The organism is Leptotrichia sp. oral taxon 215 str. W9775 (assembly GCF_000469505.1).
In the GTDB taxonomy this organism is placed as follows: Bacteria; Fusobacteriota; Fusobacteriia; order Fusobacteriales; family Leptotrichiaceae; genus Leptotrichia_A.
Genome location: NZ_KI272855.1, coordinates 1 through 24,155, shown reverse-complemented (window position 1 = coordinate 24,155; position 24,155 = coordinate 1). Strand labels below are relative to the sequence as shown.

The following is a 24,155-nucleotide window of genomic DNA, read 5'->3' as shown; positions in this document are numbered from 1 at the left end:
TGCAGGAGGATGTTTCTGGGGAATTGAAGCATATATGGAAAGGATATCTGGAGTTAAGGATGCCACAGTCGGCTATGCAAATGGTAAAACTGATAAAACCAGCTATAATATCGTTGCTTCAACCGACCACGCAGAAACTGTCCATGTAAAATACGATTCAAATAAAATTTCACTTAGCAGGCTGCTCAAATATTACTTTCAGGTAATAGACCCCACTAGTGTAAACCAGCAGGGAAATGACAGGGGAAGACAGTACCGTACAGGAATTTACTACACAAATCCCAAGGACAGGGAAATTATCCTGCAGGAAATTTCAGAACAGCAGAAAAAATATACAGATAAAATTCAGGTGGAAGTTGAACCTCTTAAAAATTACATTCTTGCTGAGGACTATCATCAGGACTATCTGAAAAAAAATCCAAACGGATACTGCCATATAAATCTTGATATGGCTGATGAAGTTATCATAGATCCTAAAGACTATCCGAAACCAAGTGATGAAGAACTGAAAAAACGTCTGACTCCATTACAGTACAGCGTTACACAGAAAAAAAACACTGAACATTCATTTACAAATGAATACTGGGATAATCATGAACCAGGAATATATGTGGATATTACAACAGGAGAACCTTTATTTTCTTCAAAAGATAAATATGATTCAGGTTGTGGATGGCCAAGCTTTACAAAACCTATTGTAAAAGATGTTGTCACTTACGAAAATGATACAAGTTTCAATATGATCAGGACAGAAGTTCTAAGCCGAAGTGGAAAAGCTCACCTTGGTCATGTTTTCGACGATGGACCTAAAGACAAGGGTGGACTTAGATATTGTATAAACAGTGCATCCATAAGATTTATTCCTTTAAAGGATATGGAAAAGGAAAATTATGGATATTTGATAAATTTAGTTAAATAAAAGAAGAGGAGAAAAATAATGACTAATCAGCACCTTTTAATAGGAAGTGTTTTTCTTGGAGGAGTGGCAAGTTTCCTCTCTCCATGCATACTTCCAATCGTTCCTGTATATTTGGGAATACTAAGCAAAGGAAAGAAAACTATACTTAATACATTTCTCTTTATATTAGGGCTTTCACTTACTTTTGTAAGTATAGGTTTCAGCTTCAGCCTGCTTACAGGAATATTTTTCAATAAAACTATAAAAATTATAGCAGGTATTATTGTAATAATACTTGGATTTCATCAGACAGGCATACTAAAATTTAATTTTCTGGAAAAAAATAAATCTTTAAAATTTAATCTTATAGGGAAAAACTCTTCACTACAGGCTTTTCTTCTAGGGCTGACATTCAGCCTGGGATGGACTCCGTGTATAGGTCCTATACTTGCTTCGGTACTTACTTTAGCTGGAAATGAAGGTTCTGCAATATATGGAGGATTAATGATGTTTATTTACGTTTTAGGACTTTCAACTCCATTTGTACTTTTTTCCTTTTTCTCTCAGGAATTACTGAAAAAAGTACGTGTACTGAATAAATATACAGAATATTTTAAAATCTTTGGTGGATTTCTTATTATTTTCATGGGAATTATGCTTATTCTTGGAAAATTTTAACTGTCTCATCAAATATTGAAATAATTAATAATATAACAAAGAAAGGGTGTATTTTTATGAAAAAATTAATTGCCATAATTGCAATCATGTTAGGTTTCAGTATAACTGCCTTTGGAAATGGTAATCTTCAGGGAGTTCAGTTAAAAGATATAAATAATAAACCTGTTTCCCTTGACAAATACAAAGGAAAAAAGGTATATATTAAAGTATGGGCTTCATGGTGTCCAATATGTCTTTCCGGCTTAAATGAAATAAATTCTTTAAGTGCAGACAAAAACAAAAATTTTACAGTTATAACTATTGTTTCTCCTGGTCTTAAAGGGGAGAAACCAACTGATAAATTTATTCAATGGTATAAAGGGCTTAACTACAAAAATATCACAGTTCTTCTAGATGAAAAGGGAACTGTCATAAAAAGGGCAAAAATCCTGGGATATCCTTCAAATATTATTCTTGACAGTAATTTAAATATTATAAGTACATCTCAGGGACATATGAATGCTGCTCAAATTAAGGGAGCTGTTAAATAGATGTACAGCATTCTAATAGTTGATGATGAACCTATAATAAGAAGAGGAATAAAAACCTTCATTGATTTTGAAAAATATAAAATAAATGACATATATGAGGCAGAAGATGGTAATTCTGCCTTTAAGACTTTTTCCGATGTGCTGCCTAATCTGGTCTTACTTGATATAAATATTCCTTTTAAAGATGGACTTACTCTGGCTCAGGAAATGAAAGAAATAAAACACGATGTAAAAATAGCCATCATATCAGGATATGATTATTTTGAATATGCTCAGAAAGCCTTAAAAATAGGTGTCGAAGATTACATCTTAAAACCTGTTTCTAAATCTGATATAAACGAAATAATTTCAAAGCTGATTTACAGTCTTGAAGAAGATAAAAAATACAATGAAGCCAGAAAAATTATTGATAAGATTAATCATTCAGAAGATTCTGATAAAGATGTTTCAAATAAGAAATATAAAGATATGATAATTAAAAAAATGGAAGAAAAATATAGTGAAGTCTCCTTCAGCTTAAGTTCACTTGCTGATGAAATGGACTTATCTTCAGGATATTTAAGTTCCCTGTTTAAAAATTTGTTTGGTATTCCTTTTCAGGACTATCTGAACAACATACGAATGGAAAAGGCAAAACTTCTTCTTCTGACAACTGGTTTGAAAAACTATGAAATTGCAGAACTTGTCGGAATTGAAAATTTTAACTACTTTAATTCAAAATTCAAGAAAACTTTTGGAATGACACCTAAAGAATTCAAAAAAAGTGTATTGGAGAAATTATGAAATTCAAAAAATCAATGAAAAATTCAATGCTGCTGCAAATAATTTTTTATTATCTGATTGGAAATTTTCTGTTTGTCCTTTTTCTAAGCAGTATTTTTTACTATACTTCAAAATATATTATAATGAATAAGGAAATAGAATATACTAATGAAAATGTAATTACTACAACCCGTTATATTGCATTGTACGTAGATAAACTAAAAAATATAATTAATCTCCTATCAGTAGACACTGATATTAAAAGTTTTCTTACAACAGGAAATGAAAATTCCCGACAAAGTGTTGAAAAAATGGTTTCTTTTATTTTAGATAATAATAAAGGAATTAAAAATATTACCGTTATAGGAAAAAACGGCAACATTGTGTCCAGTGATAAAACAAATAATATGAACATATCTACTGATATGATGAAGGAACCATGGTATATTGATGCTATAAATAATTCTGACATACCTGTATTTAACCCTATAAGAAAGAATCCTGCAACTATGAATTCAGCTCTCTGGTTTTTATCAATAAGTCGGGATATTAAAAATAGAAATGGAGAAAATCTTGGAGTTATAGTTTTTGACATAAAATATGAAATACTGGAAAAATACCTGAATTCTCTTGCTTTTGGAAAACAGAGTGACAGCATTATAGTTGATGAAAGAGACAATATTATATATTATAGGGATGTTAACTGTTTTATAAACAAAAAATGTCTTGAAAAGTTTTCAGAAAAAAATATAAAATCAAAGGATACATATTTATATAAAATAAATATAGAAAACACAAACTGGAGTTTGAAAAGCCTGGCTAATATGAATGATCTGATTACTTTAAAAAGAAATTTTTCTCATATTGTCCTTGCCATTTTTTTAGTTTCTCTGATTTTTTCCTCAGTTATTACATTCATGGCAATAACAAAATTTTTAAGACCATTAATAAAGCTGGAAAAACATATGCAAAAATTTGAAAATACTTTAAGTGAATTTCATCTTAAGGAAGATACAGGCTATGAAATAAATAATCTGATTGAGCACTTTAATACAATGATTAAAAAAATCAAATATTTAAGAGAATACGAAATAAAAGCCCTTCATAGCCAGATTAATCCACATTTTTTATACAATACACTTGATACTATTATCTGGATGGCAGAATTTGAAGATAAGAAAAAAGTCATTGCCATTACAAAAGCACTGGCAAACTTCTTCAGGATTTCCCTTAGCAATGGAAATGAAATGATTTTTTTAAAAGATGAAATAAAGCATGTTCAAGAATATTTATTCATACAAAAACAGAGATATGAAGATAAACTTTCATATTTTTTCAATGTAGATGAAACGCTTCTTTCAGTTGAAGTTCCTAAAATTATTATTCAGCCTATTGTGGAAAATTCCATCTATCATGGGATAAAAAATATTTCAGAAAATGGAATTATTAAAATCAATGTGTATAAAAAAGATAACTCAATCAATATTTCAATTAAAGATAACGGAATAGGATTTAAAAAATCTAAAAACTTCAAAAAAAGTAAGACAGGCGGTGTCGGTATTAAAAATGTTGCTAAAAGAATTAAATTTTATTATGGAAAAGAATATGGAATATTTATTCCTTCTACTGATAAAGGTTCAGAAGTAATTATAAAAATTCCATTAAATAAATAGATATTATATATAAACAGGGCGTCCTCAACGGACGTCCTGTTTATGAATAATAAATGAGAAATATTATCTATAATAATTTATAGATAATTTAGAAATACTGTTCATATTATACTATAAATTTTTATATTTTTCTACTTTTATTTTCAAAATATTTCTTTTTTTTAAATTTTTATTTTGTTCCAAAAATTCTATCTCCTGCATCTCCTAAACCTGGATAAATATAGGCATTTTCATTAAGTCCGTCATCAATTGCGGCAATATACAGATCCACATCAGGATGTTTTTCAAGAACTTTTTTAATTCCTTCAGGTGCTCCTATTATACATAGCATTGTAATATTTTTTACACCTTTATCCTTTAAATAATTAAGTGTGTAAATCATTGAACCACCAGTTGCAAGCATCGGATCAACTACAAATACTTGACTTTCAGCAACATTTGCAGGCATTTTTGCGTAATAATATACAGGTTCCAGAGTTTCTTCATTTCTATATACTCCAAGATGGCCTACCTTTGCATTTGGTAGAAGCTGTAATATTCCATCTATCATTCCCAATCCTGCCCTAAGGATAGGAACAAGTGTTACAGGCTCATCAAGAACTTTTGTTCTAGTTTTTTGAATAGGAGTTTCTGTTTCAATTTCCTTCAATGGTAAATGTTTTGTTGCTTCATATACCATTAAACCTGCTATTTCATTAAGACTTTCCCTGAAAAGCTTAGTATCTGTATTTTTACTTCTTAAGTTTGTAAGTTTATGCTCTATTAGCGGATGCTTTAATTCAAAAACTGCCATTGATAATCACTCCGTTCATTATTAGTTTATATATTATTTTTTGTTACTCATCTGATATTATTTTTATCATTAATTTACTTTCCCTATTTTCCCCATAAATACACATTATATATATTATTTTATAATTCTTTTTTCTCAAAAAAAACAGAGACTACTACTATTAAAAATAGCAACTCTGTTTTTATTAATATTATAAGTTATATTTTTTCTTAAATTTATCAACTCTTCCTGTTTCATCAACGAATTTAGATTTACCTGTATAGAACGGGTGTGATGTTGAACTTGTAGCAACTTTTATTACAGGATATTCCTGTCCTTCAAAAGTTGTTGTTTCTTTAGAATACTTTGTTGATTTTCCTAAAAACTTTTCACCATTACTTGTATCTTCGAATACTACAAACTTATATTCAGGATGTATATTTTTTTTCATTACGGACTCCTTTCTATCTATCAATTTTACCGATAATAATTTTTGTCGTTTTAAATAATGATATCATATTTTTATAGTATTTTCAAGTAATATGTTAAAGTTTTTTTATTACAATCTATTTTTTTAGTTTTTAAAGGCATTAATCCTTATTAAAACTACTTTGTAAGTCTATAAGTATCTCTTGCAATTACAAGTTCTTCATTAGTTTCAACTTTATATACTTTTACTTTTGAATCAGGTTTTGATAATTCAACTGTTCCTGAAATTCTTTCTTTATTCTTTTCAGCATCAAACTTCAACCCTAGATATCCTAATCCTTCACATATAGTTTCTCTAGGATCGCTACCATTTTCTCCTATTCCTCCTGTAAAGGCTATGGCATCTACTCCGTCCATTGCGGCAGCATATGCACCTATATATATTTTAACTCTGTAGCAGAACATATCATAAGCAAGTTTAGCTCTTTCATTTCCAGCTTCCATTGCTGCTTCCAGATCTCTGAAATCTGAACTTTCTCCAAAAATCCCTAAGATTCCTGATTTTTTATTCATTCTTGTGTCTATTTCCTTTAAAGAAAGACCTCTTTTTTCCATTACATAAAGAGCAGCGGCAGGATCAGCATCTCCTGTTCTTGTTCCCATCATAACTCCTGCAAGAGGTGTCAACCCCATTGAAGTATCTACAACTTTTCCATTTTTTACTGCTGATATACTTGCTCCATTTCCCAAATGGCAGACAATTATTTTGCTATCTTCTTTTCCTAAAACTTCTCTTACCAGTTCACTTACATACTTGTGGGAAGTTCCGTGGAATCCATATTTTCTTACTTTTAATTCAGTATAGTCTTCGTATGGGAATGCATACATATATGCTTCAGGAAGCATAGACTGATGGAAAGCTGTATCAAATACTACAACATTTTTCTTGTCTGGAAGAAGTTCCTTCATAACTTTTATTCCCATTATGTTTGCCGGGTTATGAAGTGGGGCAAGTGCTGATACATCTTCAAGATTTTTTATAACTTCATCATCTACAACTACTGAATCATCATAATATTCTCCACCATGAACGACTCTGTGTCCTATTGCATCAATTTCGTCAACATTTGTTATTACACCATGTTCTTTGTCCTGTAATGTTTTCAGAACAAGGTCTATCGCAATAGAATGATTTTCCATAGGAGCTTCCTGTTTATCAATTTTTGTTCCCTTTACTAAATTTTTGTATGTAAAGATAGGGTTAGCTATACCCACTCTTTCACAAATCCCTTTAGCAAGTGTTTTTTCGTTTGTCATGTCAATAAGTTCAAATTTTAAAGATGAACTTCCGCTGTTAATTACTAGTATTTTCATTTTTCCTCCTTGGTTTGTATGTTTTTTATTTTAATTTATTTTTGGTCTGATTCTACAGCTGTTATAGCAACAACTTCAACTATATCTTCTACACTGCATCCTCTCGAAAGATCGTGAACAGGACTTGCCAATCCTTGAATTAACGGTCCTAACGCCTTAGCTCCTGCCAATCTCTGAGTTAGCTTGTACCCAATATTTCCTGAATTTAAATCAGGGAATATAAGAACATTTGCATGCCCTGCCACCTTTGAACCTGGTGCTTTAGCCTTTGCCACTTCAGGAACAATTGCCGCATCAAGCTGGAATTCTCCGTCAAATTCAAAATCTACATTTCTTTCTTTTAAAATTTCTATAGCTTCTCTAACTTTTGTTACAGATTCTCCATCTGCACTTCCTTTTGTAGAGAATGACAGGAATGCTACTTTCGGTTCTTTCATTCCAACTGTTTTTCTTGCCTTTTCTGCACTTGAAATTGCAATGTCTGCAAGCTGCATAGCAGTAGGATTAGGTATAACTCCTCCATCTGCATATATGAATGTTCCATTATCTCCAAATTCAGGAGTTTTTGTTACCATTATAAACGAGCTTGATACTGTTTTCAACCCAGGTTTAGGCCCTATTGTCAATATTGCTGATCTTAAAACATGTGCTGTAGGTGAATTTGACCCTGCAACCATTCCGTCTACTCTTCCTTGGTAAACTAGCATTGCCCCAAAAAATCTTGGATCTGAAAGCAATGTTGCCTTTGCAGTTTCAAATGTCATTCCTTTTTTCTCTCTTTTTTGTCTCAAAATTTCTGCCATTTCATCTATTGTAGCGCAGTTTTCAGGATCGTATATAATTGCTCCTTCCAGAGAAACACCCAGTTTTTCTGCATCTTCCTTAATCTTTTTTTCGTTTCCTACAAGTGCCACTTTGGCAATTCCTTCAGCTAAAACTTTTTCAGCTGCCCTAAGAACCCTTTCATCTTCTGTTTCAGGTAGGATAATTGTCTTTCCTAATTTTTTTGCTCTTTCTTTCAATTCTTCCGTTAAGTTTGCCACTAAAATTCACTCCGTTTCTAAATATCAATTTGTTACTTTTTTAAATAAATTCATTGAGGGAATTTTCCCTCCACATAAAGCATATATTCCATAAACTATCTATACTAATCAAACATTGCTTCCACAAATTCCTTTACATTGAATTCCTTCAGATCTTCTATTCCTTCACCAACTCCTATAAACTTAATTGGTTTCTGTAATTCTTCAGATATTGGGAAAATGATTCCACCCTTTGCAGTCCCGTCAAATTTTGTAAGGATTATCCCTGTCAGTTCCACAATTTCGTTAAATACCCTTGCCTGCTCTAATCCATTTTGGCCAGTTGTACTGTCTATAACAAGCAATGTCTCAATTTTTTCCTGACCTGACTGCTGTCTTATTATTTTATTTATTTTTTCAAGTTCCTTCATCAAATCTTTTTTATTGTGCAGTCTTCCTGCCGTATCAAGTATTACAACATCAAAATTTCTGTTTTTAGCAGTGCTCACAGCATCAAATATTACTGCTGCCGGATCACTTCCCTGAGCCTGTTTTACAACTTCAATACCTGTCCTTTTTCCCCATTCCTCAATCTGCTCTATCGCAGCTGCCCTGAATGTATCTCCAGCTCCTATTATAACCTTTTTCCCTTGATTTTTAAGCTGATTAGCTATTTTCCCTATGGAAGTTGTCTTTCCGACACCATTTACTCCCACAACAAGGATTATATTAAGTTCACCGTCTTTTATCTTTACTCCTGAACTTTCATCTGAGGAATTGTTGCTTATAAGTTTTTCCTTCAGCAGTTCCTTTAGCTGGTCATACACAGCTTCAGATGTTTTCAGTTTCTTTTTACTCACTTGTTTTTCCAGCTCTTCCACAAGCTGCATAGTCATTTTCATTCCTATATCAGACTGGATTAACAGTTCTTCCAGTTCTTCATACAGATCATCATCAATAGCCTTTCCTAAAAGCACTTCCTTAAGTTTCCCAAAAAATCCTTTTTTAGGTGCTGCAAGTCTATCTTTTAAACCCATTATTTTTTATCCCTTTCCGCCTGAGATTTTTCCAAGTAGTCAGGCTTTAACTGAAAAATGTCACTTTTTTCCAATATATTATTTAAAAACATTTGCATAAATGTTGCAGTTGATATTTTCATTCTGTCATCTGCCAGAAACAATGCTCTATTTTTTAGTGTTCCTGCAATTTTTTCCTTGTAATTGATCCCTGCATCTCCAATAATTACTATTTTTTTATTTTTATTATCCAGCTTTTCCAGCAATTTTTCAAGCTTAATCACTTCATAATCTCCAACCTGTCTAAGTTTTTCTTCTGAAGCTTCTGCCTCATAAGCTGCACAATATATTTTTTCCTTCCCTGAATCTATCATGGAATATATTTCTATTTTACTATTTTCATCACTTCCACTATTCTGTGATAAAAAATTACTGTCTAAACTGTAAAATGCCTGATAAGCCAGAGCATCCAGTTCATTCACCTGATAAAAGTTTACATTTCTTCCATAAAACATTCCTTTTACTACTGATATTGCTATCCTAACTCCTGTAAAGGAACCTGGCCCTATTGAAACCAGAACATTTCCTACATTATCCAGTTTTTCTCCCGTCCATGCAAACAGGCCCTCTATCTGGTCAAGTATAGTCGTAGAATGGGTTCTGGAAACTTCGATTTTAATTTCTCCCAGTATTTTATTATCCTTGTGGAGGGAAATCCCTGCCAGTTTAGTTGTTGTTGTTATTGCAAAAGTCAACATATTCTTTTTCTCCGTTTTTTAATTTATACATGGATATTTTTCTACTTGTTTCATCATTATAGGATATCTCAATATATACTGTGTGTTCAGGCATCTCATCTATTATATTGTCTGCCCATTCAACTATTACAGCGGCATTTTCTTCACCTATATAGTCTTCAAATCCTATTTCATATATTTCTTCAGGATTTATTATTCTGTACGCATCAAAATGATATACTGTCACATCACCTGAAGTATATTCAATAACATATGTAAATGTAGGACTCTTTATATTTTCATGAATATTGTATTCCTTACATATTCTTTTTGTAAAGGTTGTTTTTCCGGTACCTAGATCTCCTATAAGTCCCAGACAGCCTCCATTTTTCATTTTTTCAGCTATTTTAACAGCTAACCTGTCTATTTCCTCAAATGTTAATATTTTTTCCTTCATTTTTTCCCATTTCCAATTTTTATAATTTCTGTTATTTATTTTTAGAATATACATTTATTATTTTTTTTATAATTTCTGTTGTGGATATATTATCAACAAAGGAAAGTATCTTCACTTCTCCACCATTTTTTTCCACAATTTCTGTTTCTGGCAAATCTTCCTTCCTGTAATCTCCACCCTTTACATGAATATCCGGTTTCAATAAATCCAGAAGATTTTCCGGTGTCTTTTCATCAAATATTACAGTAAAATCAACAAATTTTAATCCAAGAAGCATCTGTGCTCTAAACTTCTCAGGATTTATAGGCCTTTTATCCCCTTTGTTTGTTTTTACAGATCTGTCACTGTTTACTCCAACTACGAGAACATCTCCCAAATTTCCTGCTTCCTCAAGATAAGTAAGATGTCCAACATGAAGTATATCAAACACCCCATTTGTAAAAACTACTTTTTTCCCGCTTTCCTGTAGTTCCTTAACCTTTTTTTTCATATCCTCCTGGGAAAGCAGATTCTGCTTAAAATTTCCGGCAATTTTTGTCATTCCATATCTCCAATTTTATTTTCAATAATTTTTCATTATTATAAATTATAGCACATTTTTTCAATTATGAGATATTTTTTTACTAATTATTTAAAATATATTCACAATTTTTCCTATTTTAATCATTTTCAAAAACAGGAGCAGTAACTGTCCCACAAGAAAAACTTAAAAATTAATATGAAAATGTTTTTTATATTTTTTCATATACTTTATTTTTTCTATCTTGAGACAGTTTTCTGCTCCCCATTTTAAATTTTTTATTTTAATACCTAATTTTACTAATATCTTTAAAATTTATTTTGTACTTAAAATTTTCCTTTCATAACTCTCATGGCATTTAAAATTGCAATCAGGGCAACACCAACATCTGCAAAAACTGCCTCCCACATTGTTGCATGCCCTCCAATTCCAAGTGCAAGCACTATAAACTTAACTCCTAATGCAATTATTATATTCTGCCACACTATTGTACGGGTTCTTTTTGCTATTTTCATTGCAGTTACTATTTTAGAAGGTTCATCATTCATTATTACCACATCTGCCGCTTCTATTGCCGCATCACTTCCGACTCCTCCCATAGCAACTCCTATGTCAGCTCTTGCCAGAACAGGGGCATCATTTATTCCGTCGCCTACGAACATAATTTTTTCATTATCTGATTTTTGCATAAAAAGTTCTTCAAGCTTTTCCACCTTCTGATTGGGAAGTAACTCTGTAAAGACTTTGTCTATATGTAACTTTTCTGCTATGCTTTCTCCTATTTTTCTTGTATCCCCTGTAAGCATTACAACTTCTTTTACACCATTTTTCTTCATTTCTTCCACTGCCTTCATGGAATCTTCCTTTATCTCATCGGCAATCAGAATATTTCCGATATATTTTCCGTCAGCTGCAACATAAATAACCGTTCCTGCTTTCTCACTTTCTGTAAAACTAATATTTTCAGAGTTCATCAGCTTTGCATTTCCAGCTGTTATTTTTCTTCCATCTGCAGTGACTTTTATTCCATATCCTGAAATTTCCTCAAAATCAGAGATTAAAGCCTTATTTATTTTTTCATGATTTCTTTCATATTCTTCAACTATTGAGCATGCAATAGGGTGATTTGAAAAGCTTTCTGCATAAGCTGTATACTTCAGAAGCTCATCCTCTGACCATTCAGAGTCACTTACATTAATTTCTGTAACCTTAAAAATTCCTTTAGTCAGTGTCCCTGTTTTATCCATAACTACTGTATGCACCTTATTCAATGCCTCCAGATAATTTCCACCTTTGATTAATATTCCGTGTTTTGAAGCTCCTCCAATTCCCCCAAAGAAACCTAACGGTATGGAAATTACAAGGGCACATGGACATGATAAAACTAAAAATACAAGACCTTTATATATCCATTCTGAATAATCGGCAAAAACCGCACCTCTTATAAATAATGGTGGTACAACAGAAATCAATACAGCAATAATAACCACTACCGGAGTATAGTAACCTGCAAACTTTGTTATAAAATTTTCTGTTTTAGATTTTTTGCCACTTGCATTCTGAACCAGATCCAATATTTTAGAAACTGTTGATTCAGCAAATATCTTAGTCACTTTTACATTAATAAGACCTGTTTTATTAATATATCCACTCAAAATCTGGCTTCCTTCTCCCATTTCACATGGAAGTGATTCACCTGTCAGGGCAGATGTATCAAAAGCAGAATATCCACTTACAATTTCCCCGTCCAGTGGAACTTTTTCTCCTGGTTTTACAATTATAATATCTCCCGGTTTCACATCTTCAGGTGAAACTTTTTCTATTTTATCACCTATTTTTAAGTTAGCAAAATCAGGTCTTATATCCATCAGTTCAGAAATTGATTTTCTTGATCTGTTTACTACTATTCCCTGAAACATTTCTCCCAGCTGATAAAAAAGCATTACTGCTACGGCTTCAGGATATTCTCCCACAATAAATGCTCCTATTGTAGCTATACTCATTAAAAAGTTCTCATCAAATATTCTTCCTCTTTTTATATTGTTAAAAGCTTTTAAAAGTACATCTCCTCCAATTATTATATAGCTTAGGAGATATAGTCCCAACTTTATTCCTCTATATTTAAAAGGTAAAGGAAGCATAAGAGCCAGACAGAAAAATATTCCTCCAGCTATAAGGAGTTTTATTATTCTACCGACTTCTCCACCATGATCATGGGAGTGGCCATGTACATTCCCGTGTTCATGAACTGCTTCAGCATTTTTCTTTTTTCTTGAAGAAATAGTTACTCCATCTTCAATACTATCTGCTATTTTCTGAATTGTGTCTATTAATTTAATTTCATTTGTCTCACTTGTTTTAAGAAGTATTTTTTCACCAATAAAGTCGAGATTTGCCTCTTCTATTTCATTAATATCATTTATTTTTTTCTCTATTTTAGCCGCACAGTTTGCACAGTGCAGTCCTTTTATAGATAAAATTATCTGGTTACTTTCACTTTTCATTTTTATCCCCTTTGACATAAATACATAATTCCTAAATACATAATAATTCTAATCCATGATAAAAGCCATATAAATTCTATAATTTTATTAATTTAACTGATTATCTTTTTTCAGATATATGGGTAAGTCCCTGATCCACAATGTGTTTAATATGGTCATCATCTAATGAATAGTAGACAACCTTTCCTTCTTTTCTATGTTTTACAAGTCTTCCCTGTTTAAGTACCCTCAACTGGTGTGAGATAGCTGATTGCGTCATTCCAAGTAAAGCGGCAATATCACATACGCACATTTCAGACTGGAATAGGGCGCTCAATATTTTGATTCTTGTACTATCTCCTAATATTTTAAAGAAATCGCCTAAATCATATAAAACTTCTTCCTCAGGTAATTTTATTTTATCAATTACCTCCTGATGTATAACAGTACATTCGCAAACTAGTGTTTCCTTTTTCATTTTTTCACCTCTCTGTTTTATATTATAGTTTTTATAACATATGAATAATTGTTCATATGTTAATTATATAGAATTATGTATTTTTTGTCAACCGGTTTTATTAATTTTCAAACAAATTAATGTCATTTTTATTATTTGTTATTACTAATAATATATTTCCCTTTTCTATTACAGTTTCAGAATTAGGACTTATATTCATATGTTCTTCTCCTTGTTTTATTCCTATGATATTCATTTCATATTTGTTACGTAAATCCAGTTCCTTCAAATTTTTTCCTATAAATTCTTCCGGAACCTCAAATTCAAAAATATTGTATTCTTCAGAAAATTTAAAGTAATCTGTCAGTTTAGGATTCATAATTTTCTTTGCTAAAGTTTCTCCCATTTCCCTTTCCGGATAAACAACTATATCTGCACCTATTTTTTCTAAAACCTTTCCCTGCTTTTCAGTTCTGGCTTTACATATAATTTTTTTTATGCCCAGTTCTTTTAAAGTAACAGTTATTAAAATACTGGACTGTATATCTGTCCCGATACATACAAAAGCCGTATCAAAATCATTATTAATCACTTTTTTCAGTGCATTTTCATCAGTTGCATTTAAAACAACGGCATTGCCTACAATCTGATTATCAATAATCTGCTGTATAACTTCCTCATTTTCATCAATCGCTAAAACTGTTTTGTTATTTTCATACAGTGTTCTTGCTACACTTTTTCCAAAACGTCCTATACCGATAACAAGATATCCTTCCATTTTTTATATTTCCTTTCTAAAATTATCCTATTAGTATATTTTCCTCAGGATACTTATATTTTCCTGATTTTATCTTTTCCAATGATAATGCTGACACTATTGTCAAGGGACCGACCCTACCAATAAACATAGTAATTATTAGTAAAATTTTTGACATATCCCCAAGATAAGGAGTCAAGTTTCTTGTCACTCCAGCTGTCCCAAATGCTGAAACTAGTTCAAATAACAGATTTATGACATTTACATCCGGTTCCAGCAGTATAAGTAAAAATAAAACAACTATTATATAACATATTGATATAGAAACTATTGAAACCGCCCTGTTAAAGTTGGTCCAGCTTATTTTTCTTCCGTTATATTCTATATATTCCTTATTCTTAATTATTGTTATCACTCCTAAAACAATTAGGCCAAATGTAGTTGTTTTTACTCCTCCTCCTGTTGATCCGGGAGAAGCTCCGACAAACATTAAAAAAACAAACAAAAGTGCTGTTATTTCCTTCATTCCTGCAAGTGACATAGTATTAAATCCTGCTGTTCTGGCAGTTACACTTTGAAAAAATGCCGCTCCGATTTTTTCTATAAATGTATAATTTCCCATTGTTTTAATATTGGCATATTCAAAAATAAATATAAAAAATGCTCCAAAAACAACAAATCCCGCAGTTACCTTTAATGCTATCTTTGAAGTGGTAGTAATTCTCTTATCTTCTTTTCTTAAATATCTATAAACATTAATTATAGTGGAAAAACCCAGTCCTCCTACTATTATAAGTATAGGAACTGCTGTATTTATTATCATACTTCCCTTAAAGGACTCCAAATTATCTGAAAATAAAGAAAAGCCTGCATTACAAAATGCTGAAACCGAATGAAATATAGAATAATAAATTGCTTCTGAAATTTTAAATTTTTTGATAAATTCAAAAAATAATATGACTGCCCCTATTAATTCTATCAATAAAACTGTAATAATTACCTTTTTTATATATTTCTGTATATTAAATACTGTTTCAGCGTTTATATCTTCCTGCACGACTTTCTTAGTATAATAGCTGATTTCCTTTGAAACCAGTAATATTAAAAGGGAGGAAAATGTAATAAGACCTATTCCTCCTAGTTGAATTAAAATCAGTATTATCGTTTTACCAATTAAATTATAAGTAGTGCTTACATCATTTACTGTAAGCCCTGTTACACAAACTGCCGAAGTTGCAGTAAATATTCCTTCTATTAATTTTGTCCCTTTTCCACTTATTGTAACAAAAGGTAAAGAAAGAATTCCACCTCCTATTAATATTACTATAAAAAAGGACATTAAAATAGTTATATAAGGTGAAAAATGTACTTTCTTTTTTAACATCTGTCTCTTCCTTCTAAAAATTATAAATTCTTCTGATTTTCTTCCATTAACTCTGCAAATTCTGTAATAACTTTTGCCACGTTATTCATGTATTCTTTTTCTCCAGCCATTGATTCAACTTTCTTGAAAATATCTCCCCAGCAGGCATACACTTCAGGCATAATTTTCTTACCTTCTTTTGTTATTTTAGTAAACGACTGTTTCCCAACTTTTATCCTCTCCACATATCCCTTTGATACAAGTTTGTCAACAAATCTAGTAACAGTAGAAGGGGCTATTGTAAGTGTTTCTGATATTTTATTAACTGACAGCCCTTCTTCATCTTCCTGTAACAATACCATCAGAAAACCATGTGTAGGACATATGTCCATTTTACTGAAAGATTCCTCAGCAACCTTATTTACTATTCTGAATAACTTTGATATTGTAAAATAAAGACATCCTTTTACTTCCGCTTCTCCCTTGCCGCAATTGTTCATGAATTTCTCCTCTCCAAAATACTTATACAGATACCTTTATTTTTTTAACTTTTAAAAATCTGATATTTGTATAACGTTATGTTCTTTTTTTATTTATACCACATTTTTTTAAGATTTTCAACATTTGTAAATTTTTTATATTATAAATTGACTCTTCATTTTCTTTATTTTAATTGTTTCAATTTTGAAAAATATTTATTCTCACAAAATATCCACACCGATTTCAGAATTATATATACAGGAATCGCAATAAATGCTCCTCCTATCCCAAACAATGCTCCTCCTATAAGAACTACAAGCAGTGTCGTTATCGGATGAATTTTAAGTGATGCTCTTGTAAGCCATGGTTTTATTATATTTGCTTCTATAGTCTGAAGTATAGTTATGCACACTATTATCATTATTGTGAGCCTGAAAGACTTTGTCATGGCATACATTATTACCGGTATCAGTCCTATAAACGGTCCTATAAATGGAATAACGTTTCCTATTCCTATTATAAGTGCAAATAACGAACTATACTCAAGTTTCAAAAAGAAAAATATTATGTAGGAACATATACCTACAATCATACTGTCCTTCATTGTTACTATTATATAGTCACCTATTGACTTATCCATATCCTTTATTAATCCTATCCAGTCTCTAAGCCCATATTCTGTAAGCTTTTCTTCAACCTTTTTTTCAATACCGTCATAACTGAATATAAGCATTATTGTAAAAATAGGTGTCATAAAAAGTAAACTGAACATACTGTTTAACACTGAAAAACTTGAATTTAAAACCTTCAGCGTATTGTTTATTATTACTTCCTTGGAATTTATTATAGTATCCCTTAAATCAATGTTATTTGATTCCAGAAAAGCAAACATATCCTTCTGCATTTTATCCTGATTTTTCAGAAAAAACTCAATCAGGCTCGATAACTGTTTCGCAACTATCGGAATAAATGCAAGAACAATATATATAAAAATTGAAAAGAATATTACCAGAACTATTAAAATAGCAAGATTTCTATTCAATTTTTTACTTTTTTTCCCATTCCCTGCAAGTGCAGAAGCTTTTGGTTTTTCACTTAGCATATCTATAAAAGGCATAAGTGAATAAACTATAACAAACGAAAGTATAAACGGGAAAATTGTACTTATTACTAATTTTAGCGGTTTTACAAAATAACTGTAAACCTGGAAAAATAAAAGTATGGAAATTAGGGCTAAAACATTTACAATTAGTATATTTCTTATCTTTTTTATCTTTTCTTCATTATAAATTTTCATGACTGCTCCTACAATTAATAACCTTCATTTTTCTTATTAAACACTATATCTATCGGACATCCTTCAAATCCAAAATATTCCCTCAGCTTATTTTCAATATATCTCTGATATGAAAAGTGTATCAGTTCAGGATTATTTGAGAAAAATGCAAATCTTGGAGGAGCTTCGCCTACCTGTGTTGCATAATTTATTTTCACAGCTCTTCCCTTTCTTGTTGGAACTGGATTCTGAGCTATCATTTCTGATAAAATCTGATTCAGAAGTCCTGTTGTAATTTTCTTATGATATTCTTCATTTATAAATTTAGCCTGTTCAAGTATATTTATTGTTCTTTTCCCTGTTAATGCTGAAATAGTTATTACCGGAGCATAACTCAGGAATGGAAGGTCAGCCTTTACAAGCTCAGTAAATTTCTTTACGCTTGTATTATCTTTTTCTATAAGATCCCATTTATTTATAGCAATTATAATAGGCTTTCTTTCTTCATATATTAATCCTGCCACCCTCTTATCCTGCTCAGTTAAAAGCTCAGTCGCATCAAGCATAAGTACACACACATCTGCTCTTTTTATTGATTTCACTGCCCTTAATACACTGTAATATTCTATTGAATCTTCTATTTTTGACTGTTTTCTTATTCCTGCCGTATCTATCAGAGTGTAAGTTTCCCCATCATATTTAAGTGAAGAATCTATAGAATCCCTTGTTGTTCCTGCAATATCACTTACAATGGATCTTTCCTCATTTAAAAGTTTATTTACAAGTGAAGATTTACCTGCGTTCGGTCTTCCAAGTACAGCTATTTTCAATCCTTCTTCCCTGCTTTTTTCCTTTTTCCTGTCAAATTTTGAAATTACAGCATCAAGCAGATCCCCTAGATTTATCTTATGTTCTCCTGAAATTCCTACTACTTCTTCAAATCCTAATGCATAAAATTCCAGTATATTTTCCTGATCCCTCATATAATTATCAATTTTGTTGACAGCCACTACTACTTTTTTATCTTTTTTTCTAAGTACATTTGCAACATCTTCATCAAGTCCTGTTATTCCTGCTTTTCCATCTACCAGAAATATTACAACATCTGCTTCATCTATTGCTACCTGTGCCTGTTCCTTTATTTTATTCATCATAAAATCATCTGTTTTAGGCTCAAGTCCTCCTGTATCCACTAACAGAAACTCTTTTCCTGACCATTCCATTTCACGGTAAAGTCTGTCCCTCGTAACACCAGGTTCATTTTTTACTATGGAAAGTCTGTCACCTATTAATTTATTAAACAGTGTTGATTTCCCGACATTAGGTCTTCCAACAATTGCCACTACCTGTTTCATTTTTCCTCCTTATTTTTCATAATTCAATATTTTCATGTACTGTTATAATTTTATTACAATCAGTTTATTCATTTCATTCAATTTTTCTTCAATTTCACTATCTGCCTTTATTTTCATCGTAACCCTGCTGGAATAGTTTTTTTCAACAATTTCAATTTCAAATTCCTTTTTATACATATTTAGAAAGCTTTCAACTTCTCCAGTATATTCATAATCATAATCGATTATAAATAAGGATTTTTCCTTATACTCAACTATCCCTGCTTCATTTACTGCAATTTTTGCTGTCTTTGCATAATTTCTTATAAGGCCACCTGCTCCAAGTTTAATACCTCCAAAATATCTCGTAGCCACAATTGCCACATTATACACATCAAGAATATTAAGTATTTCAGCCATCGGCTTTCCAGCTGTATTTGTCGGTTCACCATCATCATTATATTTAAAATACTCCTGACCTTCTTCTACAACCCTGTAAAGAGGAACATTATGTGTTGCATTTGGATGCATTTCCCTTATTGAGGCTATAAACTTTTCAGCTTCTTCCACAGTGGAAACAGGTTTTATATATCCTATAAATTTTGATTTTTTTTCTTCAAATTCAATAACTGTTTCTTTTTCTACTGTTTTCAATATTTATTTACCCCTTTTTTTATTAGATTCCTTTTTATTTTTTCCTTTTGAGGTATTTTCCGGAGCTTTTTTACTTTCCGCTTTTCCATAATACTTTTGCAATATCTTCATATTTCTTGTGTTTTCCAGCTGCTTAGAGTACTTATCTATTTTCTTTTCATCTCCTGTCATGGAAAGCAGATACATCGCTGAAAAATATAATGATTCTTCATCATCCTTATTAAAACGTATTGCATCTTCAGTTGCTGTATCACTTACTACATTTTCCAGATAATATTGAACTGCCTTTTCAGCTCCTTCATTTATCCCTATATCTGACATTTCCTGTGTACGGAATTGCAGTTCAAATCCTCTGACAGTATCATCACTTAAATTAAATTCCCTCTGTTTTTCATCGTTACTAAAATAAGCAACTATCCCTTTCATTTTTTCAATTTCTTCTTTCTGCTTTTTCGTTCTTTCAACTGACATTTTAGTCAATTCCTTTATCATTTTTTTATATCCTTCATAATCTTCCTTATCATCTTCAGGATCTTTTTCAGAAATTTTTGAAACATTATCCAGAGGATGGTCGCTGACTACAGGATTTTCAATAGGATTATTCAGATAAAAGTTATTTTCAAGGAAATTTTCATCCATTACTGAAAGACTGTCATCCTCATCATCACCAGTCATAGCTTCTAGGAAAATATCAGCTAAATCTATAAGAGGCTTATCCTTAAATTCCTTTCTAAGTTTATTATAAATTTTTTCAGCCTCTTTCTTTTTTCCTATTTTCCTATTATACACTATATTATTAAAATAAGAACTGAACTTGTCATTATACTTATCACTTTTTTCAAGATAGTATTTTGCCTTTTCATAATCCTTCTTTTCTTCACTTAAAATATATATTGTAAAAAGCTCATCATTAAGATCGAAATTTCTGTCATCCTTTTCTAAAATTTCTTCTATCATTTTTATTCTTGCATCTAATTCATCCTCATCCATACTAAAAATCGGTTTTCCTGCAAATTTTTCATCTAGTTTTATCGTTTCATCAATTATTTCCTGCTTTATACCTATCTTTGAAAGTACTTCCTGTGTCAGTTCCTTCTTCGTAACAGCTTCCACTCCTAAACATACTACCAAAAACAGAATTATAGACAATATTCTTTTTTTCATTTCCCTCAACTCCTATTTCTTATTTTATAATCCAAGTCCTATATTTATCCCTGTCAGACTTAAAAAGAATGAAAGTACTACTGAAAGATAGTCTGACACAAATCCTATATATGCTAAAAACAGAATTATTACAATCCCATATTTTTCAATCTGATTATAGAAATCCCTTACCTTTGTTCCAGCTATCGAATAAATAATTCTTCCTCCGTCAAGAGGTGTCACAGGAATAAGGTTAAATAATCCTAATGCCAGATTTATAATATACACACTTAGCAGTGTTGTTATTACCAGTCCATTAATATCAAAGTTTCTTCCAAATACTCTTATAATTACCAGTGCTATGGCTGCAAATATGAAATTTACTGTAATTCCTGCTATTGAAACACAGAATAATCCAAGTCTGTTAGGTTTTAATCTTGAAAAATTCACAGGTACCGGTTTTGCCCAACCTATTAAAAAGCCTGAACCACTTAACAACAGCATAATCGGAAGTATCATTCCCGTCAAATCCAAATGTTTCAAAGGATTTAACGTTATCCTTCCTTCCCTTTTTGCCGTATCATCTCCAAACTTATAGGCAACATAGCCATGTGCCACCTCATGACAAGTCATTGAAAATACAAGTACAGCTAATGAAATAACAAGTTCCCATGAAAATTCAAATTCATGTATTCCTCTGAATAAAAACAATCCTATTATTAAAATAATTACCAGTAATTTTATTTCCGTATTTTTAGGGTTTAAACTCCTAAATTTTTCATAATATTTCCTTATTATATCCATTTTATTCCTTTCTTCTATTCATTACTAACTACCACATTATTATATCACATTAATGGAAAATTTATGTTTATTTTTTATTTGATATACAGAAAAATATCAAAAATTATTTCAAAAAAATTCCCTTTTAAATCACAGCTCTTTCAAACCGCTCTTCTCAAGGGAATAAATATATTTCAAAATTTAAAGTCTGGACTATACTCCATATTTTTTCATTAATTCTTCCATTTCTTTACTTTCTTCTATTTCCTGTATCTTCTTAACTGAAAGAATTATTGATTTTTTCTTTTCATTCAATTCTGTTACTATTGCTTCCACTTCATCTCCTACAGAAAATTTCTCTGAAATATCCTTTAAAAATTCTTCTGTAAGTTCTTTTTTCGGTATTATTCCATCAAATCTGTCTGTTAATTTTACTAAAGCAAAGTTTTCCTGAATACTTGTTATAGGTACAACAACTTTATTTCCTACTTTATATTGCTCAGCCGCTTCCTTCCAAGGAGAAATTGTCAACTGTTTTATACTTCCTCCTATTTTCTTTCCGGCTTTATCAACATTTATTATTTTAAACTCTACTTCGTCACCTAATTTATATTCCAAATGTTCATTTTTATCCCATGAAAATTCATTTCTGTGTATGAATACTTCTATTCCTTCCTGAACTTCAACAAAAATTCCATATTCCTGAACATTTATAACTTTACCTTTTACTATGTCTCCAACATTATAGCTTTCTTCAATTTTTTCCCATACATCATCTAACAAAGCTTTTGCACTTAAAGACAATCTGCTTTTTTCATTATTAAAGTCTATAATTTTAAATTTAATAATTTCTCCAACGTTGTATCTTGAAGGTAAGTTAGTGACTCTTCTATAAGAAATATCAGAAACGTGAAGTAATCCTTCTACATCCTTTTCAAGTTCCACAAGCAATCCAAACTCAAAAATCTCAGCAATTGGTCTTTCAAGCACATCTCCTATATTGTATTTTTCTTTTACTGAGTCCCAAGGATTTTCTGTCAACTGTTTTACACTTAATTTAATATTTTTCTTTTCATCATCAATATTTATAATTTTAGCTTCAATAACGTCGCCTTCTTTAAATTCCTTCAATACTTTAGCTGCATTATTCCATGCAAGTTCTGAAATATGAACAAAACCTTTATTTCTTGAAAGGTCAACTACAAGTCCAAAATCAAGTATTTCTTTTACTGTTCCCTTTATTACATCTCCAACATTATGTGTATTTTTAAATTCAACCCATGGATCTACTTCAAGCTGCTTCAAGCTTAGCTTTATTTTTCTCTTTTCTTCATCTTTTTCTATAACTTTAGCTTTAACAACATCATTTATTCCAAATTTTTCAATTAAATCAGAAACTTGATCCCACGATACTTCAGAAATATGGATAAATCCTGTAGTAGGTCCTAATTCAAGTATTACACCAAAATCAAGTACTTCCTTAACTTTTCCCTCTACAATATCTCCAACATTTAAAGAACTGAAATAATCTAATTCTTCTTTTTTTACTAAGTCTGTTCTAGATACTGTAAGGTTATTTCTTCCTTTTTCCTTAATTAAAAACTTGAATTTTTCTCCTGTATAATCTTTATCTCTTTCTAAACTTGCAAGAGAAAATGGTAAAAATGCTTCATTTTTCCCAACTCTTACCGAGTATCCACCTTTTACTTTTTTCAATATTGTCCCAGATACAATTTCATCAACTTCATAAGATGCAAATTCTTTAGCCTTATCAAGTAAAAATTTAGATACAATTACAAACTCCTCATCACTTCTCAATACTTTAACTTCTATTGTGTCACCTACATTAAAATCCTCAACTTCACGGATAAGAATTCTACCTTCCTGTTTTCCTGATAAATCCAAATAAGCAAAATCCATATCTTTTCTAGTAATTATTCCGCTAATTACATCTCCAGATTTCTTTTCCTCAGGCAGATAATCATTTAGCATTTCCTCAAATAAATCATTGTTCAAATCACTCATAGCCATATCTCCTCACTCACAATATAGTATATACCAAATTTTTATAAACTTTAATTTTTACAATTTATAAGTAACTCTATAAAATTTCCAGATAAAATTACTATAAATCAATATTTCTTATATTTTTACCCTTCTCCAAATTTTTCCACTTCAATAAGCTTTCTCAAATCATTCAATAATAAGATCTCATCTTCACCTTCTGCAATTAAAAATAATTTAGTTCCAAAACCGGCAGCTAAATCTAGCAAATCAAAGACACGCTTAACTTCCAGCATTTCTTCCATATTATCAGTTTCGCCAATCCACAATTTAGAATCATAACTATTTAAAGTTTTAAATATTAAAGTGGCAGGCCTTAAATGAAGACCTTGTTTATTTTTTATCTCAATTAGCAGTTTCTCCATAAAGAAACACACCTCCGTTAATATATTATATTAAATATAATATATTTTCATAATATACAAAAATAATTACACATTATTTCCAATTATAATACATATTATACCAAATAAGCAAGAAAAAATGAAGAGGA

The 24,155-nt window shown here is 30.9% G+C and carries 25 protein-coding genes; 5 read left to right on the top strand and 20 right to left on the bottom strand.

All coding sequences use genetic code 11. The annotated features are described in order from the left end of the window. The 5 genes from msrB to HMPREF1984_RS06705 form a co-directional block, all read left to right on the top strand. Positions 1 to 919 (top strand): peptide-methionine (R)-S-oxide reductase MsrB (gene msrB, locus HMPREF1984_RS06725; protein ID WP_021767192.1); only part of this gene is annotated, 919 nt, incomplete at its 5' end. Between the two features lie 18 nt (positions 920 to 937). Then, on the top strand, positions 938 to 1,576 hold the full coding sequence (locus HMPREF1984_RS06720; protein ID WP_021767191.1) for a cytochrome c biogenesis protein CcdA: 639 nt from the start codon (positions 938 to 940) through the stop codon (positions 1,574 to 1,576). A 56-nt stretch (positions 1,577 to 1,632) separates the two neighbouring features. After that, on the top strand, positions 1,633 to 2,106 hold the full coding sequence (locus tag HMPREF1984_RS06715; RefSeq protein WP_021767190.1) for a redoxin family protein: 474 nt from the start codon (positions 1,633 to 1,635) through the stop codon (positions 2,104 to 2,106). Continuing rightward, the gene (locus HMPREF1984_RS06710) at positions 2,107 to 2,889 is read left to right on the top strand and encodes a response regulator (protein ID WP_021767189.1); all 783 of its coding nucleotides are present in this window, start codon (positions 2,107 to 2,109) and stop codon (positions 2,887 to 2,889) included. Then, positions 2,886 to 4,541 carry a sensor histidine kinase gene (locus HMPREF1984_RS06705; protein ID WP_021767188.1) on the top strand — a complete coding sequence of 552 codons (1,656 nt, stop codon included), beginning with the start codon at positions 2,886 to 2,888 and terminating at the stop codon, positions 4,539 to 4,541. Before HMPREF1984_RS06710 ends, HMPREF1984_RS06705 begins: the two co-directional genes overlap by 4 nt. 169 nt (positions 4,542 to 4,710) lie before the next feature. Here the strand turns inward: HMPREF1984_RS06705 and upp are convergent, their stop codons facing one another. The 20 genes from upp to HMPREF1984_RS06605 all read right to left on the bottom strand — a co-directional run bounded on the left by upp (position 4,711) and on the right by HMPREF1984_RS06605 (position 24,027). Next, the gene (gene upp / locus HMPREF1984_RS06700) at positions 4,711 to 5,334 is read right to left on the bottom strand and encodes a uracil phosphoribosyltransferase (protein WP_021767187.1); all 624 of its coding nucleotides are present in this window, start codon (positions 5,332 to 5,334) and stop codon (positions 4,711 to 4,713) included. A gap of 190 nt (positions 5,335 to 5,524) precedes the next feature. After that, positions 5,525 to 5,764, bottom strand: a complete 240-nt coding sequence (locus HMPREF1984_RS06695) for a type B 50S ribosomal protein L31 (RefSeq protein WP_021767186.1) — start codon at positions 5,762 to 5,764, stop codon at positions 5,525 to 5,527. Between the two features lie 155 nt (positions 5,765 to 5,919). Beyond that, positions 5,920 to 7,116 carry an acetate/propionate family kinase gene (locus tag HMPREF1984_RS06690; RefSeq protein ID WP_021767185.1) on the bottom strand — a complete coding sequence of 399 codons (1,197 nt, stop codon included), beginning with the start codon at positions 7,114 to 7,116 and terminating at the stop codon, positions 5,920 to 5,922. A gap of 35 nt (positions 7,117 to 7,151) precedes the next feature. Beyond that, positions 7,152 to 8,165 carry a phosphate acetyltransferase gene (gene pta, locus HMPREF1984_RS06685; protein WP_369750553.1) on the bottom strand — a complete coding sequence of 338 codons (1,014 nt, stop codon included), beginning with the start codon at positions 8,163 to 8,165 and terminating at the stop codon, positions 7,152 to 7,154. A gap of 98 nt (positions 8,166 to 8,263) precedes the next feature. Beyond that, positions 8,264 to 9,175 carry a signal recognition particle-docking protein FtsY gene (gene ftsY, locus HMPREF1984_RS06680; protein ID WP_021767183.1) on the bottom strand — a complete coding sequence of 304 codons (912 nt, stop codon included), beginning with the start codon at positions 9,173 to 9,175 and terminating at the stop codon, positions 8,264 to 8,266. Next, positions 9,175 to 9,912: a tRNA (adenosine(37)-N6)-threonylcarbamoyltransferase complex dimerization subunit type 1 TsaB gene (tsaB, locus tag HMPREF1984_RS06675; RefSeq protein ID WP_021767182.1), complete on the bottom strand. Its 738-nt coding sequence runs from the start codon at positions 9,910 to 9,912 to the stop codon at positions 9,175 to 9,177. The genes ftsY and tsaB overlap by 1 nt, the downstream gene beginning before the upstream one ends. Continuing rightward, the gene (gene tsaE / locus HMPREF1984_RS06670) at positions 9,881 to 10,348 is read right to left on the bottom strand and encodes a tRNA (adenosine(37)-N6)-threonylcarbamoyltransferase complex ATPase subunit type 1 TsaE (protein ID WP_036100108.1); all 468 of its coding nucleotides are present in this window, start codon (positions 10,346 to 10,348) and stop codon (positions 9,881 to 9,883) included. Before tsaE ends, tsaB begins: the two co-directional genes overlap by 32 nt. Positions 10,349 to 10,379: 31 nt before the next feature. After that, positions 10,380 to 10,838, bottom strand: a complete 459-nt coding sequence (gene rfaE2, locus HMPREF1984_RS06665) for a D-glycero-beta-D-manno-heptose 1-phosphate adenylyltransferase (RefSeq protein WP_232219691.1) — start codon at positions 10,836 to 10,838, stop codon at positions 10,380 to 10,382. Positions 10,839 to 11,194: 356 nt separating this feature from the next. Further along, a complete protein-coding gene (locus HMPREF1984_RS06660) occupies positions 11,195 to 13,372 on the bottom strand; it encodes a heavy metal translocating P-type ATPase (protein ID WP_156894258.1) in 2,178 nt (725 codons plus the stop codon). Positions 13,373 to 13,472: 100 nt separating this feature from the next. Then, complete coding sequence (locus tag HMPREF1984_RS06655) at positions 13,473 to 13,829, bottom strand: metalloregulator ArsR/SmtB family transcription factor (RefSeq protein WP_021767178.1); 357 nt, start codon at positions 13,827 to 13,829, stop codon at positions 13,473 to 13,475. Between the two features lie 100 nt (positions 13,830 to 13,929). Then, the gene (locus HMPREF1984_RS06650; RefSeq protein WP_021767177.1) at positions 13,930 to 14,586 is read right to left on the bottom strand and encodes a TrkA family potassium uptake protein; all 657 of its coding nucleotides are present in this window, start codon (positions 14,584 to 14,586) and stop codon (positions 13,930 to 13,932) included. Between the two features lie 22 nt (positions 14,587 to 14,608). Continuing rightward, a complete protein-coding gene (locus tag HMPREF1984_RS06645; RefSeq protein ID WP_021767176.1) occupies positions 14,609 to 15,949 on the bottom strand; it encodes a TrkH family potassium uptake protein in 1,341 nt (446 codons plus the stop codon). Between the two features lie 20 nt (positions 15,950 to 15,969). Further along, positions 15,970 to 16,428: a MarR family winged helix-turn-helix transcriptional regulator gene (locus HMPREF1984_RS06640; protein ID WP_021767175.1), complete on the bottom strand. Its 459-nt coding sequence runs from the start codon at positions 16,426 to 16,428 to the stop codon at positions 15,970 to 15,972. Positions 16,429 to 16,592: 164 nt separating this feature from the next. Beyond that, positions 16,593 to 17,705, bottom strand: a complete 1,113-nt coding sequence (locus HMPREF1984_RS06635) for an AI-2E family transporter (RefSeq protein ID WP_021767174.1) — start codon at positions 17,703 to 17,705, stop codon at positions 16,593 to 16,595. A gap of 14 nt (positions 17,706 to 17,719) precedes the next feature. Continuing rightward, positions 17,720 to 19,039 (bottom strand): ribosome biogenesis GTPase Der, encoded by a 1,320-nt coding sequence (der, locus tag HMPREF1984_RS06630; RefSeq protein WP_021767173.1) that lies wholly within the window; start codon positions 19,037 to 19,039, stop codon positions 17,720 to 17,722. A 42-nt stretch (positions 19,040 to 19,081) separates the two neighbouring features. Further along, the gene (locus HMPREF1984_RS06625; protein WP_021767172.1) at positions 19,082 to 19,672 is read right to left on the bottom strand and encodes a YigZ family protein; all 591 of its coding nucleotides are present in this window, start codon (positions 19,670 to 19,672) and stop codon (positions 19,082 to 19,084) included. 3 nt (positions 19,673 to 19,675) lie between these two features. Then, on the bottom strand, positions 19,676 to 20,836 hold the full coding sequence (locus HMPREF1984_RS10965) for a lipopolysaccharide assembly protein LapB (RefSeq protein ID WP_021767171.1): 1,161 nt from the start codon (positions 20,834 to 20,836) through the stop codon (positions 19,676 to 19,678). Between the two features lie 24 nt (positions 20,837 to 20,860). Next, positions 20,861 to 21,619, bottom strand: a complete 759-nt coding sequence (locus tag HMPREF1984_RS06615; RefSeq protein ID WP_021767170.1) for a site-2 protease family protein — start codon at positions 21,617 to 21,619, stop codon at positions 20,861 to 20,863. A gap of 192 nt (positions 21,620 to 21,811) precedes the next feature. Continuing rightward, on the bottom strand, positions 21,812 to 23,623 hold the full coding sequence (locus HMPREF1984_RS06610) for a S1 RNA-binding domain-containing protein (protein ID WP_232219689.1): 1,812 nt from the start codon (positions 23,621 to 23,623) through the stop codon (positions 21,812 to 21,814). 125 nt (positions 23,624 to 23,748) lie between these two features. After that, positions 23,749 to 24,027 carry an HPr family phosphocarrier protein gene (locus tag HMPREF1984_RS06605; RefSeq protein ID WP_021767168.1) on the bottom strand — a complete coding sequence of 93 codons (279 nt, stop codon included), beginning with the start codon at positions 24,025 to 24,027 and terminating at the stop codon, positions 23,749 to 23,751. Between the last annotated feature and the right edge of the window lie 128 nt (positions 24,028 to 24,155).